Annotated in this window: 11 protein-coding genes; 1 reads left to right on the top strand and 10 read right to left on the bottom strand. The window is 53.9% G+C overall.

Annotated features, from left to right (window positions below):
• Nucleotides 1–39 precede the first annotated feature (39 nt).
• The 6 genes from KJY78_RS00835 to KJY78_RS00810 form a co-directional block, all read right to left on the bottom strand.
• The gene (locus KJY78_RS00835) at nt 40–1815 is read right to left on the bottom strand and encodes an alpha/beta fold hydrolase (RefSeq protein ID WP_214336537.1); all 1776 of its coding nucleotides are present in this window, start codon (nt 1813–1815) and stop codon (nt 40–42) included.
• Nucleotide 1816: 1 nt separating this feature from the next.
• Nucleotides 1817–2098 carry a hypothetical protein gene (locus tag KJY78_RS00830; RefSeq protein WP_214336536.1) on the bottom strand — a complete coding sequence of 94 codons (282 nt, stop codon included), beginning with the start codon at nt 2096–2098 and terminating at the stop codon, nt 1817–1819.
• Nucleotides 2095–6780: an FtsK/SpoIIIE domain-containing protein gene (locus tag KJY78_RS00825; protein ID WP_214336535.1), complete on the bottom strand. Its 4686-nt coding sequence runs from the start codon at nt 6778–6780 to the stop codon at nt 2095–2097. Before KJY78_RS00825 ends, KJY78_RS00830 begins: the two co-directional genes overlap by 4 nt.
• Before the next feature lie 8 nt (nt 6781–6788).
• Complete coding sequence (locus tag KJY78_RS00820) at nt 6789–7079, bottom strand: WXG100 family type VII secretion target (protein WP_214336534.1); 291 nt, start codon at nt 7077–7079, stop codon at nt 6789–6791.
• Between the two features lie 129 nt (nt 7080–7208).
• The gene (locus tag KJY78_RS00815; protein ID WP_214336533.1) at nt 7209–9020 is read right to left on the bottom strand and encodes a proline--tRNA ligase; all 1812 of its coding nucleotides are present in this window, start codon (nt 9018–9020) and stop codon (nt 7209–7211) included.
• A gap of 69 nt (nt 9021–9089) precedes the next feature.
• Nucleotides 9090–10562 carry a sensor histidine kinase gene (locus KJY78_RS00810; protein ID WP_214336532.1) on the bottom strand — a complete coding sequence of 491 codons (1473 nt, stop codon included), beginning with the start codon at nt 10560–10562 and terminating at the stop codon, nt 9090–9092.
• 207 nt (nt 10563–10769) lie between these two features.
• Here KJY78_RS00810 and KJY78_RS00805 point away from each other — a divergent pair, with 207 nt between their 5' ends.
• On the top strand, nt 10770–11219 hold the full coding sequence (locus tag KJY78_RS00805; protein WP_214336530.1) for an Rv3235 family protein: 450 nt from the start codon (nt 10770–10772) through the stop codon (nt 11217–11219).
• 120 nt (nt 11220–11339) lie between these two features.
• On the opposite strand, the gene rlmB is transcribed toward KJY78_RS00805, so the two are convergent.
• From rlmB to KJY78_RS00785, 4 genes are all read right to left on the bottom strand, one after another.
• A complete protein-coding gene (rlmB, locus tag KJY78_RS00800; RefSeq protein WP_214336528.1) occupies nt 11340–12317 on the bottom strand; it encodes a 23S rRNA (guanosine(2251)-2'-O)-methyltransferase RlmB in 978 nt (325 codons plus the stop codon).
• On the bottom strand, nt 12317–13750 hold the full coding sequence (cysS, locus tag KJY78_RS00795) for a cysteine--tRNA ligase (protein ID WP_214336527.1): 1434 nt from the start codon (nt 13748–13750) through the stop codon (nt 12317–12319). Before cysS ends, rlmB begins: the two co-directional genes overlap by 1 nt.
• Before the next feature lie 126 nt (nt 13751–13876).
• Nucleotides 13877–14515 carry a phosphate signaling complex protein PhoU gene (gene phoU, locus KJY78_RS00790; protein ID WP_214336525.1) on the bottom strand — a complete coding sequence of 213 codons (639 nt, stop codon included), beginning with the start codon at nt 14513–14515 and terminating at the stop codon, nt 13877–13879.
• Nucleotides 14516–14803: 288 nt separating this feature from the next.
• Nucleotides 14804–15298 (bottom strand): DNA modification methylase, encoded by a 495-nt coding sequence (locus KJY78_RS00785; protein WP_214336524.1) that lies wholly within the window; start codon nt 15296–15298, stop codon nt 14804–14806.
• Between the last annotated feature and the right edge of the window lie 73 nt (nt 15299–15371).

Raw genomic sequence — 15371 nt, 5'->3', positions numbered from 1 at the left:
ATATTCATACCTAATTTATAGGTCACAAGATTACCCTAGTTAGCGCTGTTTTAGCTGAGTGTTCACTCTAAACTTTTTATCTTTGGCGCTCGCTGCATCGCTCTCATGTTCGCTCATTAAAACCCTGGAAATTTCTGTGACCGCCTGCGTCTCTCGGTTTAAATACCCGGCCGCGAGATTCGGAAACTGTCCGGGTTTTGACACGTAAAGCGAGTGACTGCCCACGGGAGTTTTTACCGCATCGGCTCGCAAACTATTAACACGCAGGGTTTGTGCGCCCTGCAGCGTGCGCGGATCAACCGGGTGCGACCCCAGTCTTCTGCCGATTGGAGCAAGGTGATCGCTGGCAAACAGCGTTGCAAACAGCACCTGCTGCAAAAGCGTTACAGGCGACAGCTGCAACGCGCTAAACTCACGCAACCGGTTTGTTGTCAGCTGCCATGACTCCAGCTCGGGCTCTGCTGTGCCCGCATAAATGTGATCTGCTGCGAGCGGATCGCGCCGCACCGATTCGGCAAGCCCGGCTGAACCAATTGTGATGAACCTGTTAACCGGGATTTTCAGCTGCTGCAGAGCAACGGCCGCGGTTGTTGAACCGTAAGAGTGTCCAATAACGGTGATCGCCGGTCTCTGCGGCAGCTCCTGCAGAGCTGTGAGCTCGTGCAGTAACCGCTGCCCGCCGTGTTCAGCGTGGGGCATACCCGGTTCTTCTGTTATCTCGGGTGAATCATAGCCGAGCCAAGCAATCATCGCTGTTTTTTGAGCCAGTTCAGGGTTTATTTGATAACTGGCAGCAGCAAGACTGTTAAGCCCGTCTAACATATTTTCAGCCCCGGCAACGTTTGAACCCATACCGGGCACAAGCACAACCACCTGAGATGCTTTGGTGACATCTCCAACACAAATCTGGGCTGCTAATTGCCCTCTAACCCTGCCCAGCGCCGTTAGCTGCGGAATCTGCCCCACCGCATTGGGTCTGCGAAACGCGCCCGGTTTTGTGCCAGACCTGCCAACTCCAACAGCTGCCGCTAACGCTGTTATCTGAGCTGTAAAACTCGCCAGTGAAAGCTCTGCGGGCTGAAACCCCAGCTGCTTGTAAACAGTTTCCGGATTACACAACGCAACCTGCAGCAGCATTTGCGCCGCTAAGCTGCGGGTTGCAACGGGCGCGCGGGTGTCGCCAGCCAGCATAATGTACTCGCGCAACAGCTGCGGCGTGACGGATCCGCTAGCCACTATCCCGGGAGCAAACATCGCAATCACGCCAAACCCGGTACTCGCACGCCCCAGCTTCAGCCTCGGCACCGCGATCGCCCCAAGCTGCGCCGCAAATTTGCTATCTGTTGCAGCTGCAGCTGAGCAGTTAAGCTGCCAGCGCTGCCGTAAAAAGTCGTAGCGATTCTCCGCCCGGAGTTTCTGGTGCGCAAGCAAACTGCCCACCGTAATATCCGCTTGATTTACAAGCTCTAGCGCGCGCAGTGTTGAGCTCACATATTCACCTTTGCGGCGGATCGCCTCAGCCGTGCGCAGCTGCTCCCCGCGCTCTTGATGGTAGCTGCGCAAGAGTGCAATAATCTCGTCTAGCATTCGCTTTGTTTGCGTAATATGCGGTTGTAAAACGGTGTTAAAAACTGTGCGCGCGTTATCGACGGCTGTGCTCTGCATCGCGTTCAATGCTGCTGTTACCTGCTGCGCTGTTGTGCAAGCGGCAATCAGGCTCTGCGCCAAACGGTTAAACTCTGTGATTGCGTGCTCGAGAGCAACCAGCGTGGCTCGATTAAGGCTTACGCTCTGCGTTAAAAAATCTGCGTTCATTTCAGCCTTGTTTTTCCGTGATCTGCTGTGCAAGCATTAAATCGCACTCTGCGCTGTTGTGATGTAGCGCATCCAGGCTCAAGCACAGCTGCTCAATCTGCCAGCAGAGGTTACTAAGCTCTGCCGTTATATCCACGTCAAGTCGCGCTCCAGCCACGGATACCATGCCGGGAATCTCTCCTAAAACGTGAGGTTTCGGTTTCGCCAGTATCTCGTTCAAGCGGCGCAGATTGTAACCGGCGCGCTGCAGATGCGTTGCTGTGATGTTTATTCCAGATGTCATAATCTCCCGCTTTCTGTGAGTCTGTCACTGTTTGCTTCCGCCGTATACTGTACGTAGCTAATTTCAGGCGATCCCCCGCTCTGCCTGTAGAGACACGCCTGATTTTCTGCTAGTTTTGCGTGCCTGAAATCCACCAGCTGCAAGCGCTTGTGCAAAGCCGATGTTTGACATGCGCCAAACTGCAAAACGGTGTCTGCGCTATCAAGCATCCTTTTTGTATCCCAGTCAAAATCGCTCGTTTCGCAGTACCCGAGAACCAGCTGACACAGCCCGTTTTCATTCTGATAACGCTGCATAATGCGGATCGCGTCAGGAACTGTTTTTAACAGCTCCGGTAAATCTGCGACGACAATAACAACATTTGACAACCGTCCGGCAACTCCCGGCAACTCCCCTGACGGCAACGCAATAGATCCTGTCAGCTCATTCGAATGTGACGCAGTCACCCCCTGTAGCTCGCTGAAAAACTTGGTTAAGCTACTCTCGGTGAGCTCGCGCGGTCTTAAAACGCTAATGTAACAGCTCTCCACAGTCTTTTGTGCGAGCTCCTGCGGAACTTGTAAATCTGTTATAGCAACAATCTGCTGCGCTGTGCGTAAGCCCTCGGTAAATGCAAGGCTGAGCGCCTGCTGCGCAGCAATCCCAGTGGTTAAAGACAGCACCGAAACAAAGCGCGCACTGTCTAAAACTCTAATTTCACGACCCGTGCACAAATCATAAAAGCGCCCTCGGTAAGGACTAGATACAGCGCAGCTGCCCGCACCTAAAATATTCGTGTCTGTGAGCAGGTGGCGGTCGCGCAAAAAAGTTTGATACGCGCTATCTTCCCGCGTTTTTATTCTGCAACACTCACCCCTGCACCGCATCACCTGCGCCAGTGTCCGGTCTGCTGCAAAGAAGATCCGTCCAGTATAACGCTCCATCTCAGAAAGCTGTTCTTTGCTGGCTCCAGCAGCCTGCAGCTCATACTCTGCGCCGGGGTCTAAAAACACTTTTGCAAAGCTAAAATCAGCGATGCTCGGTGGCAGAATACCACCTTTAGAGCCGATAAACACAACAGAAACCCCGCTGACCTGATTCATAACGCTTAGCCACGCCTCAATAAAAGCAGTGTCTGCGCCGTGAAAATACTGCAAAAACTGTTCGGATACCTCGCAAACTATAGTCGCCTCACCAAAACGCGCCAGAATCTCGCCTAGATTTTGCAACAGCCTGATAGTGCGGTATCTCTCAGTAACGTTAATTTGCAGCAAATTGGGCGTCTCTTTTAATTCACGAGGGCATTCTACGCCGAAATACACAACTTGTTTATTGGCGTTAAGCAGGCTGTTAATAGTTCGCGTCAGAAAGTACGTTTTACTCTCAGCGCGGGTGGCAACTGCTAAAACGCGGCACGGTAGGTCTCTGCAGTCGATAATGCGGCGCTGCCTTGCAACAATCAAATCCTGCACTGCAAGTGCTGTGCTAAAACAGTCTGCGGCTGTTTGCCGCGTCTTTGCCGTGTCTGCAGCGGTGTTTCCAGTGTTGCCAGCGCTGTCTTCCGCTTTTTCGGCAGTATTTTCCACTTTCACAGCAGAATTTCCCACGTTCCTGGCAGTATTTCTCGTGCTTCCAGCGGTGTTTCCAAGCTCCGATCCTCTCGCACGCAAGCCCTCTAATCCGTTGACAACAGCACAGTCAAGCCTGCCTTTAAGCTCCTCCAACCAGATAACAGCGGGGATGTATGCTTGTTGTGAGGCGAGTACCCGCAAATCACGCACAAGCTGTTGCGCAACCGTGTCACCCTTTTGTGGGGGCACAAACCACCCACCTCCCACATCGGTTTCAGGTGTTACAAAACGTGCTTTAGAAACGCATTTATCGGCTGGAACATTTACGGCTGGCGCATTAAACCTGCGCGGCATTTCAGCAGCCACTTTAACAAATCCCGCTCCCGGCATGGCGCGAGAGAGCGCCGCTGCCGCCGGCGAGCCAATTACGTCCTGACTGTCCTGATGCGACATAACCCGCAGCGACACCCTAATCTGCGTGTTAGCGCGCACTTTGCTGCTAATTACTCCCGCGGGCTGCTGTGTTGCAATTATCAGGTGGATCCCCAGAGATCTAGCGCGCTGCGAAATATCAGCAACGGTGTCGCTGCTTGCCGGATGATCCCGCAGCATCGCGGCGAACTCGTCAAACACAATAAGCAAGCGGGCAATATCTGTTCTGCCCAGCTTTAGATACTCAGCATAGTCGCTTACCTGAGCCTCTCGAAACCGCTTTTCACGCAGCACCATCTCGGCTTTAATAACCCTGAACAGCCTGGCAACGGACCCTTCGTCAAGGTCAGTAATCAGCCCCTCGCAGTGAGGCAATTTAGCGATTTTACCAAATGATGCGCTGCCCTTATAGTCAATCAGCAGTAGCCGCAGCGACTCTGGATTGCACGCGCAGGCAAGCCCCAGCAGCAGACTCTGTAAAAGCTCTGACTTACCCGCGCCTGTTGTTCCCGCGAGTAGCATATGCGGTCCGTCAGCAACAAGATCATATTTTGTGTGCGCATCAAAAACAAGCGGCTGCGTGGGTCTTGCCATCCAGTTATAAATAACAGTGTCGCGAAAATTTCCAGAAGTCACCCCGAACACACTCTCCAGCCAGGTATTTGCCGTCGCAGTAACGCCGCTGCCTATGCTTAAACGCCTCGTAACAAGCGCACACAATCGCTTATAGTCGGCGTTGTTAAGCGCACTAAAGGTGACATGCTCGTGGGTAAAACCCGACAGACAAGCGCTTCCCACAACCGCGTCAGCGCTCTCTGCAAAGTCGTCTAATAGCAGAGTCTCACCTCGCAATTGCGGCGCTTGATCACGCTCAGAATCAACAATGCGCAGCGTTAATCTACTGCGAAGATCAGCGCCAGAATCCGCAGCGTTTTTTACAATCGCAAAAATTATTTCCGAGTGCTGCCCGCTATGCGACAGGATGTTGCAGCACGGCATCGAAAGCAGCGCTCCCCACTCGGTAAACGCGGTTTGAGGCGCGGATACGCTCACAGTTGCGCCCCGCTCACGAGCGGCAAAACATATAATAAACTGCGCAATAATTCCTCTCGCAACAGCCCAGCAGACTTTTGGTGCGCCAACTATATGCACAAGCCGTGCGCTCTCTCCTGCGGCACTCGCAAAACCCTCATCTTTCGCAACACCCATGCAGCCCGTACTTCCTGCAACACCCATAACGCCCGCGCCGCCAACGCCGCCCGAAAACTCACTAAAAAGCTGGTGCGGGGTCTGCAGATGCGGTTCCAATACACGACGCAAACTTGTATGCCGCGCCGGCGCTAAAGCGCGCACAATCGCTGACACATCACAGCTAGGGTGCGCAGTTAGCCCCAAATACAACCCGCTGCGTAACCAAAACCGCTGCGCCCACTCAATAAACTCCGCTGCGCCCAAACGCGCAAGCTCCGCGCGGTGCTGGGCAATCAAGGCGCTGTGAGCAAAACGTTTTTGCTGCGCGCCGCGCACTAGCGTTGCTAGTTTTTGCGAGGTTTCGTGCCAGTGATTTTGGTATTCTTGCCGTTTGTTTTTGTGATCCGAAACTCTGGAATCCAGCCAGCTAAACAGCAACATTAAGGGCGAGGCTAACGCTAGCAAAACAACATATGGCATTCTGGTAACCCAGTACATCACGGCGGATATCACCAGGGGCGCTACAAGCGCGGCGGTGTTTAAGCGCTGCTTTTTATCGTTAGGCTGCGGCAGCGGATCAAACTCAAGCTCGCTCTCACAATCAGTTACGGCTGCTGATTCAGCTTCAGCAGCCGCGCGCATTCCAGCCGTTATTGCTGCTAAAGCCGTAATCCCATTCTGGCTCAATTTGAAACTGTCCGCTTCACAAGCATACCCGGCATCCGCCAGTTCTTCCGGGGTTGTCAAACTCACAAAAGCACCAGAATCAACGGGGGCAGAAAAACTTGCAGAATCGATAGCACCAGCAGCACCAGCGCCTGCCGCAACACCAATATTCCGCGTGAGCACTCCCGCAACCCTGCCGCACACAAACCGCACCGGCTCTGCAGCCGTGAACGTTACCGCACCAGATAGCAACTCACCCTGCACCAGTGTGCCGTTGCGCGATGATAGATCCGTAAAAACAGTGTTCACCTCTGCAAAACAAATCTCCAGGTGCCGCCGCGAAACCGAAATATTTTTAAGCGTAATCTCGCACTCCCCGGCACGCCCGAGCGTAATAGACATACCAGCAACCACCGGCATTAAAAGTGCGGTTTCTATCCCGGCAAAGCTGTGTTCCAGCAGCGCGCACTCAACAGTTACCTGATCCGCTATAAAATCGTCCACAAAATCTGCAAGCTTTATACGCACTCCCGGCGTAATGCTCTCAAGCACCAAAGACTGCGCCGATAACAACAACCACCCATTAGCGGCATCGCAGTATTTCAGCAACACCGGGCGCGCATAAACGCGCTCGCGCCCCACAAGCCCGCACAGCAAAGCCGCAAGCTCGGCAGTTCGCAGACGCTCGTTAAAACACACTTCCAGCAGCACATATCCGGCAGTGCAGCCTCCAAAGTCGCTGTCAGATAACATCGCGCAAAAATCTTGCGGGGCATCATCTTGCCCAGTAATTTCAGTGGTTTTAGCGGTGTTAACAGATCCCTGCGCTAAATAGCAGCGCACCAGCACTATTAACCAATGCGGGCTGCTATTTGCGCGTCCATATCCTGCATTGTTTGCGAGGTTTGGCGCAAAAATGTTTGAATTTCGGTGAGTTGATCAGCGACAGTGCGCGCACCCGTGCAGTAACCCTCAAAAGCGGTTGCAAATTTTCCAGATGCCATAGACGTTACAAAACCAGAACTAATCAGATTTCTGATCTGCGATTCCATAACCGCCAGTTTTGCCGTTATTTCATCACGCCCCGCGCCAAGCGCTGTGGCCGCTGACTCCATTTCTGCGTAGCTAACTTTAATGTTCATAACAACTCCTGTTTAGGTTGTGGCACGACCTTTAGACAGACAAGCAGTAAAAAATAAAAGTTACTACTGCTACAACACTAAACCACCACCGCTACAAACGCGCAAACCGCTAAATATGCTGTGTAAAACTCACTGCGCAGCACGCTGTGTAAAACAATTAAGTTTATTTACAAGTTTGCTGTTAAGCCACTCTAATAGCTGGTCAAGAGCCATTTTTTCGCGATCGCCACTTGCTCTGTCCCAGACTTCCGCCTGTCCGCCAGTGGCGTCACGCCCAATAACAACAACGTACGGCATTCCAAGCAGTTCCGCGTCGCTAAATTTCACGCCGGGATTCACTTTCAAGCGATCATCAAAGAGCACCTCAATCCCCGACGCCGCAAACTCCGCCGCCGTTTTTTCGGCTATCTTGTAGATTTCATCGCTCTTCCCTGCCGCCACCAGATGCACCTGATATGGCGCAACAGCAACCGGCCAAACAAGCCCTTTCGCATCGTGATTAAGCTCCGCAAGAGCCGCCAAAACACGGGTAATGCCGATGCCGTAAGAACCCATTGTGACGGTTGTAAGCTTACCGTTCTCATTGAGCACGCTAAGCCCCAGGGACTGGGCATATTTTTTACCAAGTTGGAAAATATGACCAATTTCCATACCGCGTGCCGTCTCAACCGTGCCAGACCCGTCGGGCGCCAAATCACCGTCCCGCACGTTTGCCACATCCGCAAATCCGTGAGGTTCAAAATCCCGCCCGCACACAACAGCAACAGCGTGTTTATCAACAGCTGCAGCACCGGTGACCCACACGGTTCCGCTTACAACGCGCGGATCAACCAGCAGGCGCACACTGCTCTCACCGCCCTTGCCCAGCACTCGCGCGCCGTCTTTTACGGGACCGATAAATCCCGCCACAAGCTCAGGATACTTAGCAAGATCCGCTGCCGTCGCAGGCTCAATCTCGCAGTTCGGAAAAGCAACCTCTAACCGCTTGTCGTTAACAACCCTGTCGCCCGGAATCGCAATAACAACTACTTCGCGCTCCCCGTCGGCACTAGTCACCGCAAAAACAACGTGTTTTAGCGTGTCCGCCTCGCTCCAGCTCCGGTTTTCAGGGTGCGGCACGCTTTTATTCAGCTGCGTAACAAGCTTATCGATGGTGTTAGCGCCCGGGGTTTCATGCACAGTAGCAGCTGGCACACCGCTGTAATCGCGCGCCTCCAGCTGCGGGGTAACGTACGCTTCAATGTTGGCGGCGTATCCGCCAGCAGAGCGCACAAAGGTGTCCTCACCAACTGTAGTGGGAAGCAAAAACTCCTCACTCTTTGACCCGCCCATTGCTCCGGCCTGGGCAGTAACTATGACGTATTCCACCCCCAGACGGGTGAAAATACGCTCATAAGCATCGCGCTGTCGCTGATAGCTATCTGCCAAGTGCTCATCAGTCAGCCCAAAAGAGTAGGCATCCTTCATAGTAAACTCGCGCCCCCGCAGCAGCCCTGCACGCGGCCGCGCCTCGTCACGATACTTGTCTTGAATCTGGTAAATCTCAAACGGCATCTCTTTATAAGATGTCACAATGTCTTTTGCCAGGAGCGTAAAAACTTCTTCATGCGTGGGCGCCAGCAGATAGTCCGCCCCGTGCCTGTCCCGCAAACGAAACAGCTCGTCACCGTACTCACCCCAGCGCCCCGTCTGCTCATACGGCTCACGCGGTAGTAGCGCAGGAAAATACACTTCGCTAGCGCCCGCGGCCGCCATTTCTTCGCGCACAATCGTGCTGATCTTATTTTTGACCCGCAAGCCCAACGGCAGCCATGCAAAAACCCCCGGTGCTTGGCGGCGAATATAACCGGCACGCACGAGCAGCCTATGACTCGCGACCTCCGCAGCCGCTGGGTCCTCGCGCAGGGTCTTAAAAAACAGGGTACTTAAACGATCAATCACAGCTCTATTTTATCTGCAGGCAACGCGAAATTGTATTTTAACGAGCAGGTCACACAAACTAAGGCTGTATCACCAGCGGATCGGCAGCTGAATCTCAACAACCGCCCCGCCGTTTGCGCCGTTTGACCAGTTAATGCTGCCGCCCAGCTCCGCTTCAATCAGGATGCGCACAATCTGTGTGCCCAGCCCCTCAACAACATTGCCCTCGGGAAGCCCGACACCGTCGTCAATAACACGCACAACGAGTTTGCCCTCGACCCGCTCGGTTGCAACTGTAACATTGCCCTCGCCGCCAACCAATCCGTGCTCAACCGCGTTGGTGACGATCTCGGTCAAAGCCAGTGCAAGCGCGGTTGCGTGCTCAGACGGAATCTGCCCAAACTTGCCTTTTTTGTGCAGCTGCGCGCTTTTTCCGTGGCTTGCAACCTCCGCAGCTAGCCCCAGCACGCGCCCAAAAACCGCGTCAAAATCAACTATCTGATCAAGCCCCGACGCGAGCGTGTCATGCACAACAGCAATCGCAGTAACCCGCCGCATTGCCTGCTCCAAAACCTGCTTTGCCTCGTCACTCTGCGCGCGCCGTGCCTGCACCCGCAGCAGCGACGCAACGGTCTGCAGATTATTTTTAACGCGGTGGTGAATCTCGCGGATCGTCGCGTTTTTCGTTATCAGTTCCTGCGTCTGCTGCTTAATATCGGTAATATCACGGGTTAAAATAATGCCACCGACACGTTTGCCCTGGTTAATAACCGGAATTGATCGCACCGTGATCGTGTTACCACGAGCCTCAACATCCGCCCGGCTGGCAATCTTTCCGGCGCAGATTAACGGCATACTCTCGTTGGTGTCATAGGTGCCCGCGGTGATGCTCGCAACAACATCCGCAAAATTCTCATCTTCAAGCTCGGCTCTGTGCCCGAGCTTGCCAAAACTCGTGAGTGTGTTAGGGCTGGCGAAAGTGATATTCCCAGCGGTATCCAAGCGGATCAGCCCGTCACCGGCGCGCGGTGCACCGCGCAAGCGCCCGTTGTGTCCGCTGCGCGAAGGAAAATCACCGTTCTGGATCATCATCAGCAGATCATCCGCGCACTCTCTAAAAGCTGCCCCCATCCGATTTGCAGAATACGATTCGTTTGCCGCGTTGTGCACGGTGAGCACCGCAAAAGGAGCGGTTTTTTCGCCTGTGTCAGGGTTTCTGCGAACAATCGGATACGCCGAAAGATGCATCGGCGCTTCCTCGTACCAGGTGAGTGCGCTGCCTATTGCCGGGCAGTTTGTTGTTAGCGCGCGCTCCAGCAGGTCAACCCAGTCGGCGCGCAAATAATCACCTATAACACTGCGATAAAACACGGTTATCAAGCCGGTTGGGCGGTTGTGCGCAACGGCCAGATACTCACAGTCTTTGGTTGGCACCCACAACACTACATCGCCCAGCGCAAGATCTGCCAGCAACGACCAATCGCGCACCAGAGCCTGCAACCAAGAGATCTCCTCCTCGTTAAGGTTTGTGTATTTCTCTGCCATCTCAGCTAAGTTAGACATATTTTGATTAAACCATGGTTTTCTATGAGTTACCCCTGAAGGCAATAAGCATAAAAGAGCTAATACACCCTGGGCATGAAACCCGTTTGCTAAATACAACAAAAAGTGTTTATCTTTGATATATAAAAGACAAAGGTTCCGGTTCGACGCGGAGTAAATGAGTTTGGGGGTGCAAACTGTAACCGGACACAATCCGAAAGGGCAATTATGCTCGCTACACAACAGCAGCTTTCTAAAACAGCGCAGGCTTCAGCAGCCCAAACGTCCATAGCTGTCACCGCAGCACGCACAACGCACGAGATGCAGGGGCACAATCACAAGGCGGATCTGCCAGATCCGCTGCTCGTGAGAAACATTGCGCTGTGCGCAGCGGAAATAGTTTTCTGTAACCGCCCGCTCACAAAAATAAACGCTTTTATCAACAACAGCGTGGCACAAACCCTGCGCTTACAGCAGCGCATCGCGAAATCAGCGGGCGGGCAATCGGCAAAAGTCACCTGGCTCAGCAACCGTTCCCTCGCGCACCTTTATCGCGTGAACAACGAAACTGTTGACTGCGTTGTGATGCTGCTGCGCGATAAAATCGCCTTTGCCGTTGCGCTGCGGATGCAACGCGCCGGCATTCGCTGGCGCGTAACAGAACTCACGATTATCTAGCAAACAGCGTGATTTAAGCCTCCGCGCACGATTTATGCAGCAGCGCGAAAGCTACTTGCGCGCACAGTGTTATATACGGCACGTCACGCACCACGCACTAAACACCACACTGCGGCACGTTTAATCCTCCGCGCGCAGTTTTGCCACCTCGTAGCAGGCAATGCTCATCGCAATTGCCGCGTTCAAAGACTCGGTCGCCTGGCTAATCGGAATTGACACAGTCGCGTCACACTGCTCCGTAACAAGCCGTGACAGTCCGCTGCCTTCGCTGCCAACCACGAGCGCAAGCGGACGATCCGCCAAATACAGCCCCGGCAGCTCAGTTTCACCGTGCCCGTCAAGTCCCACAACAAAAACGCCCTGTTTTTTCAGGTCTTTAATTGCCCCGGTGAGATTACTCGCCATCGCAACCGGGCAGCGTGCTACAGCACCGGCCGAGGTTTTCCACGCCGCCGCAGTCACTCCCGCAGAGCGCCGCTGCGGCACAATCACACCGTGCCCACCAAAGGCGGCAAGCGAGCGGATAATAGCGCCTAGATTGCGCGGGTCAGTAACCCCGTCAAGCACCGCAAATAACGGTATTTCGCCAGAGTCAAAAGTCTGTTCCAGTAGGTCCATGTGGTGCGCATACCTGTACGCGGCAACTTTCAAGAGCACGCCCTGATGCACGCTATCGCGCCCAGCAAGCCTGTCCAGCTCCGCTTTTGTGATCTCCATAACGGGAATATCACGACCCGTTGCAATGCCCAAAATCTCTCGCACGCGCTCATCAAACTCTGTGCGCTGCGCAATATACAGTGTGGTTGCGGGAATCTTTGCGCGCAATGCCTCCAGCACGGAATTGCGCCCCGTTACAGTCTCGGTATCCGCCCCGCCACGCACGCCACCGCGGTTATCACCACCGCTGTTGTTGCGCCGCAGCTTCGCCTTCTCGCGCAACAACTTCGCCTTATATGCCGGATGGTATGTGCGATCTTCCGCCTTCGGCGTGGGGCCTCTTCCCTCCAGCGCTTGTCTGCCCTGACCTCCCGATCCAACGGCTTTACCACGGCTCTTCTTACGCACCGCGCCGGGTCGACCCTTTCTAATGTTACCCATCACAAACTCCAATTTGTGCCCTGACCCGTGTCGGTCAGAGTAATTCCGGCAGTGCTTAAAAAGTCTCTTATTTCATCGCTGGCTGCCCAGTTTTTTTGTTCACGAGCAAGATTGCGTTTTGCAATCAACTCACTGACCAGTGTATCAAGCGCTATATGAGATTTTGCGGACGCGACCGCAGCGTTTTTATTATGCCACTGCGCATGACGCGGATCAAGGTGTAAAACGCCAAGCATCGCAACCAGATTGGCGCAGTGCCCACGAGCGGCTGATACATCTTCCTGCTGCAATGCGGTATTAAGCGCGCGCACGCTCTCATGCACGCACGATAACGCCTGCGGCAGCGCAAAATCGTCACACATAGCCAGCGCAAAAGCCTCGGGAACGAGTTTTGCCAACCCTTCGCAGCTCTCGTGCACGGGTGGCATTTCAGCCCCCAACAGGATCGCCGCGCGAGATAGCGCTTGCACTATCCGCGTTACCGCAGCGCTCGCTTCCTCCATCGCCTTTAAGCTAAACGTTAGTGTTGAGCGATAGTGCGCCGCGCCCAGCATATACCGCACCGCGAGCGGATCCGTCTGCGCTAGCAGATCCGCCGCAAATAACGAATTACCCAGGGATTTTGACATTTTCTGATCGCCAACGTTAATCAGCCCATTGTGCACCCAGTATTTCGCGAACTCGTCACCGGCCGCCCGCGACTGCGCGTGCTCGTTTTCGTGGTGCGGAAAGCGCAGATCGCGTCCGCCACCGTGAATATCAAAGGCGCTGCCCAAATAACGCGTTGCCATCGCCGAGCACTCAATATGCCAGCCGGGACGCCCGGCAGCGCCGTTTGTAATCTGCCATTGCGCATCGTCGGGCTCGCCCTCCCGGTGCGCTTTCCAGAGCGCAAAATCTGTTGCGTGGCGCTTGCCCGGCACGGTTTCTGCCCCGGTTTCAACCGCGTCAAGGCTCTGGCGTGTTAGTTCGCCGTATCCGCTCCACGCCACAGTGTCAAAATACACGCTGCCGTCGTCGCTCTGGTAGGCGTACCCGCGCTCAATAAGGCGCCCAATAAGCGCGTCGATTTCAGGGATGTGCCCGGTCGCACGGGGTTCTGCCGCACCGGCTGCAACGCCAATAGCGCTGTAGCACTCGCTAAAATCACGCTCAACACGCGCTGCCAGCTGCCACCAGCGCGCTGTCGTGCCGGCAGCGTTCGCCAGAATCTTATCGTCAATATCGGTCACATTGCGGATCAGGGTCACCCGATGCCCGGTCGCGAGAAACCAGCGGCACATCTGGTCGTAGACAAGCGCGCTTCTGAGATGCCCAATATGTGGCGGCGACTGCACAGTTGGTCCGCACACGTACATCCCGACCTGTTCGGCTTCGCGCGGCTCAAAAGCAACCGTCTGCGCCAGATAAGAATCATATATTTTCTGCTGCATAACTATCTATATCTATTGTTTAACGGTGACTTTTCCACTGTTTAGCCAGCAGATTTCTGCGACGCAGCAAACTGCGTACCTGCTGGCAACGAGCGACCCACTAGCCGCGCAGCGAGCAACTTAAAATTAGCGGTTGCCCGCCAAAAAGTAAGTCATCTGCTTTGAAATACTGACCGCGTGATCGCCAAAACGCTCGTGATACCGACTCGCAAGCGTTACGTCGATCACGTGCTCGGGTTTTTGCTGCTGGGTTGCGCTCAGCACCTTTGCAAAAACCTCCGCGTGCAGCTCGTCAAGCTCGTCATCAAGATCACGGATCTTAAAGCACGTGCCGAGATCCTGCTCGCGCAGCAGGTGCATAATATTTTGTGCCATCTCAATATCCAGCTGCCCCATCCGCATAAAAATCGGTTGCAAACTCTGCGGCACAACCGCATCCGGATACCGCATCCGCACCAGCTGCGCAATGTGCTGCGCAAGATCCGCCATCCGTTCCAGTGACGCGCTCATACGCAAGGAACTCACCATCAACCGCAGGTCACTCGCAACCGGCTGCTGCCTGGCGAGCACGTCAGTGACGCGCTCATCAAGCTGCAGCACCAGCCTGTCAACAAGCGGATCCTGCTGAATTACGGTCTCTGCCAGGGTTAAGTCGCTGCTCGCAAACGCGGTTGCCGCGTTGTCAATTGCAACCATCACAAGCTCAGCTATTTCTGCTAGCCCGTCTTGAATTTCACGTAGTTCTTGCTGAAAAACAACTCGCATTAAAAACTCATTTCTTATCGTACCGAGCGCGCGAGGGTATAAACACCGCGCACATTTACAACACTAATAATCTCACAGAAAGTTATGTTTTTAATCATAAAGCATCTACTGTATTAACTATGCAATACAATCTGATACTCGCGCTGGTCGTGGGATTTCTGCTGGGCGCGCTGCTGTTTGGCACAATCTAGCTGGGCAGTACGCAATTGCGAGCGGATCAAACAAGCGTCCGAGTGTCAAAAAATAAACGGGGGGATATTATCCGTAACAACACCCCCGCAAATCTGTTTAGTTTTTAGGCGGGGTTACCGCATAAGGTTTGTACTCGTCAAGGGTGCCGTCAAGAACTGGCACGTTAACACGCTCTTCGTTTGATCCGCTAACTTGCAGATACGCGGTTGCTGTTGAACCGATTTCCTGCGCGCCAAGATCAACCCAGTTGATGTTTTCGGCAGCTCCGCGCGGGTCACCGTACTGCGTCACGCCCTCAGGCACTAGGAACTTAACCTGCGCCTCGGTGCCATCACTTCCAATAAACTTCATGGTTGCAATTTGCGGATCACCTGTGTTGTTAACCGCTGTGAAAACAACGTTCAGCGGCTTGCCGGATTTTGCCCCAACCAGCATAATGTTGCGCAGATTAATGCCGTTAATGTCCTGGTTGATGCCATCGCTGGCGCTGTATGGTTTGGTGGTTGCCACAGGTGCTACGAGCGAGCAGCCGCTTAACGAAACAGCGAGCACCCCCGCAAGCGCAAAAAATTTTACTGTGCGAGTTTTCACAACTTACCCTCCGAGATAAATATTTTTAATGTCTTTTTAATCATATCTAAAAAAGAAGATTTTCGCGGTTTGA

This window comes from Canibacter zhuwentaonis (assembly GCF_018531145.1).
Lineage (GTDB): Bacteria > Actinomycetota > Actinomycetes > Actinomycetales > Microbacteriaceae > Canibacter > Canibacter zhuwentaonis.
The sequence above is the reverse complement of the archived record's forward strand: the minus strand, read 5'-3'. Positions and strand labels throughout refer to the sequence as shown.

Coding starts and splice junctions, on each gene's coding strand:
- KJY78_RS00835 (WP_214336537.1), bottom strand. CDS start 1,815: ATGAACGCAGATTTTTTAACGCAGAGCGTAAGCCTTAATCGAGCCACG.
- KJY78_RS00830 (WP_214336536.1), bottom strand. CDS start 2,098: ATGACATCTGGAATAAACATCACAGCAACGCATCTGCAGCGCGCCGGT.
- KJY78_RS00820 (WP_214336534.1), bottom strand. CDS start 7,079: ATGAACATTAAAGTTAGCTACGCAGAAATGGAGTCAGCGGCCACAGCG.
- KJY78_RS00810 (WP_214336532.1), bottom strand. CDS start 10,562: ATGTCTAACTTAGCTGAGATGGCAGAGAAATACACAAACCTTAACGAG.
- KJY78_RS00805 (WP_214336530.1), top strand. CDS start 10,770: ATGCTCGCTACACAACAGCAGCTTTCTAAAACAGCGCAGGCTTCAGCA.
- rlmB (WP_214336528.1), bottom strand. CDS start 12,317: ATGGGTAACATTAGAAAGGGTCGACCCGGCGCGGTGCGTAAGAAGAGC.
- cysS (WP_214336527.1), bottom strand. CDS start 13,750: ATGCAGCAGAAAATATATGATTCTTATCTGGCGCAGACGGTTGCTTTT.
- phoU (WP_214336525.1), bottom strand. CDS start 14,515: ATGCGAGTTGTTTTTCAGCAAGAACTACGTGAAATTCAAGACGGGCTA.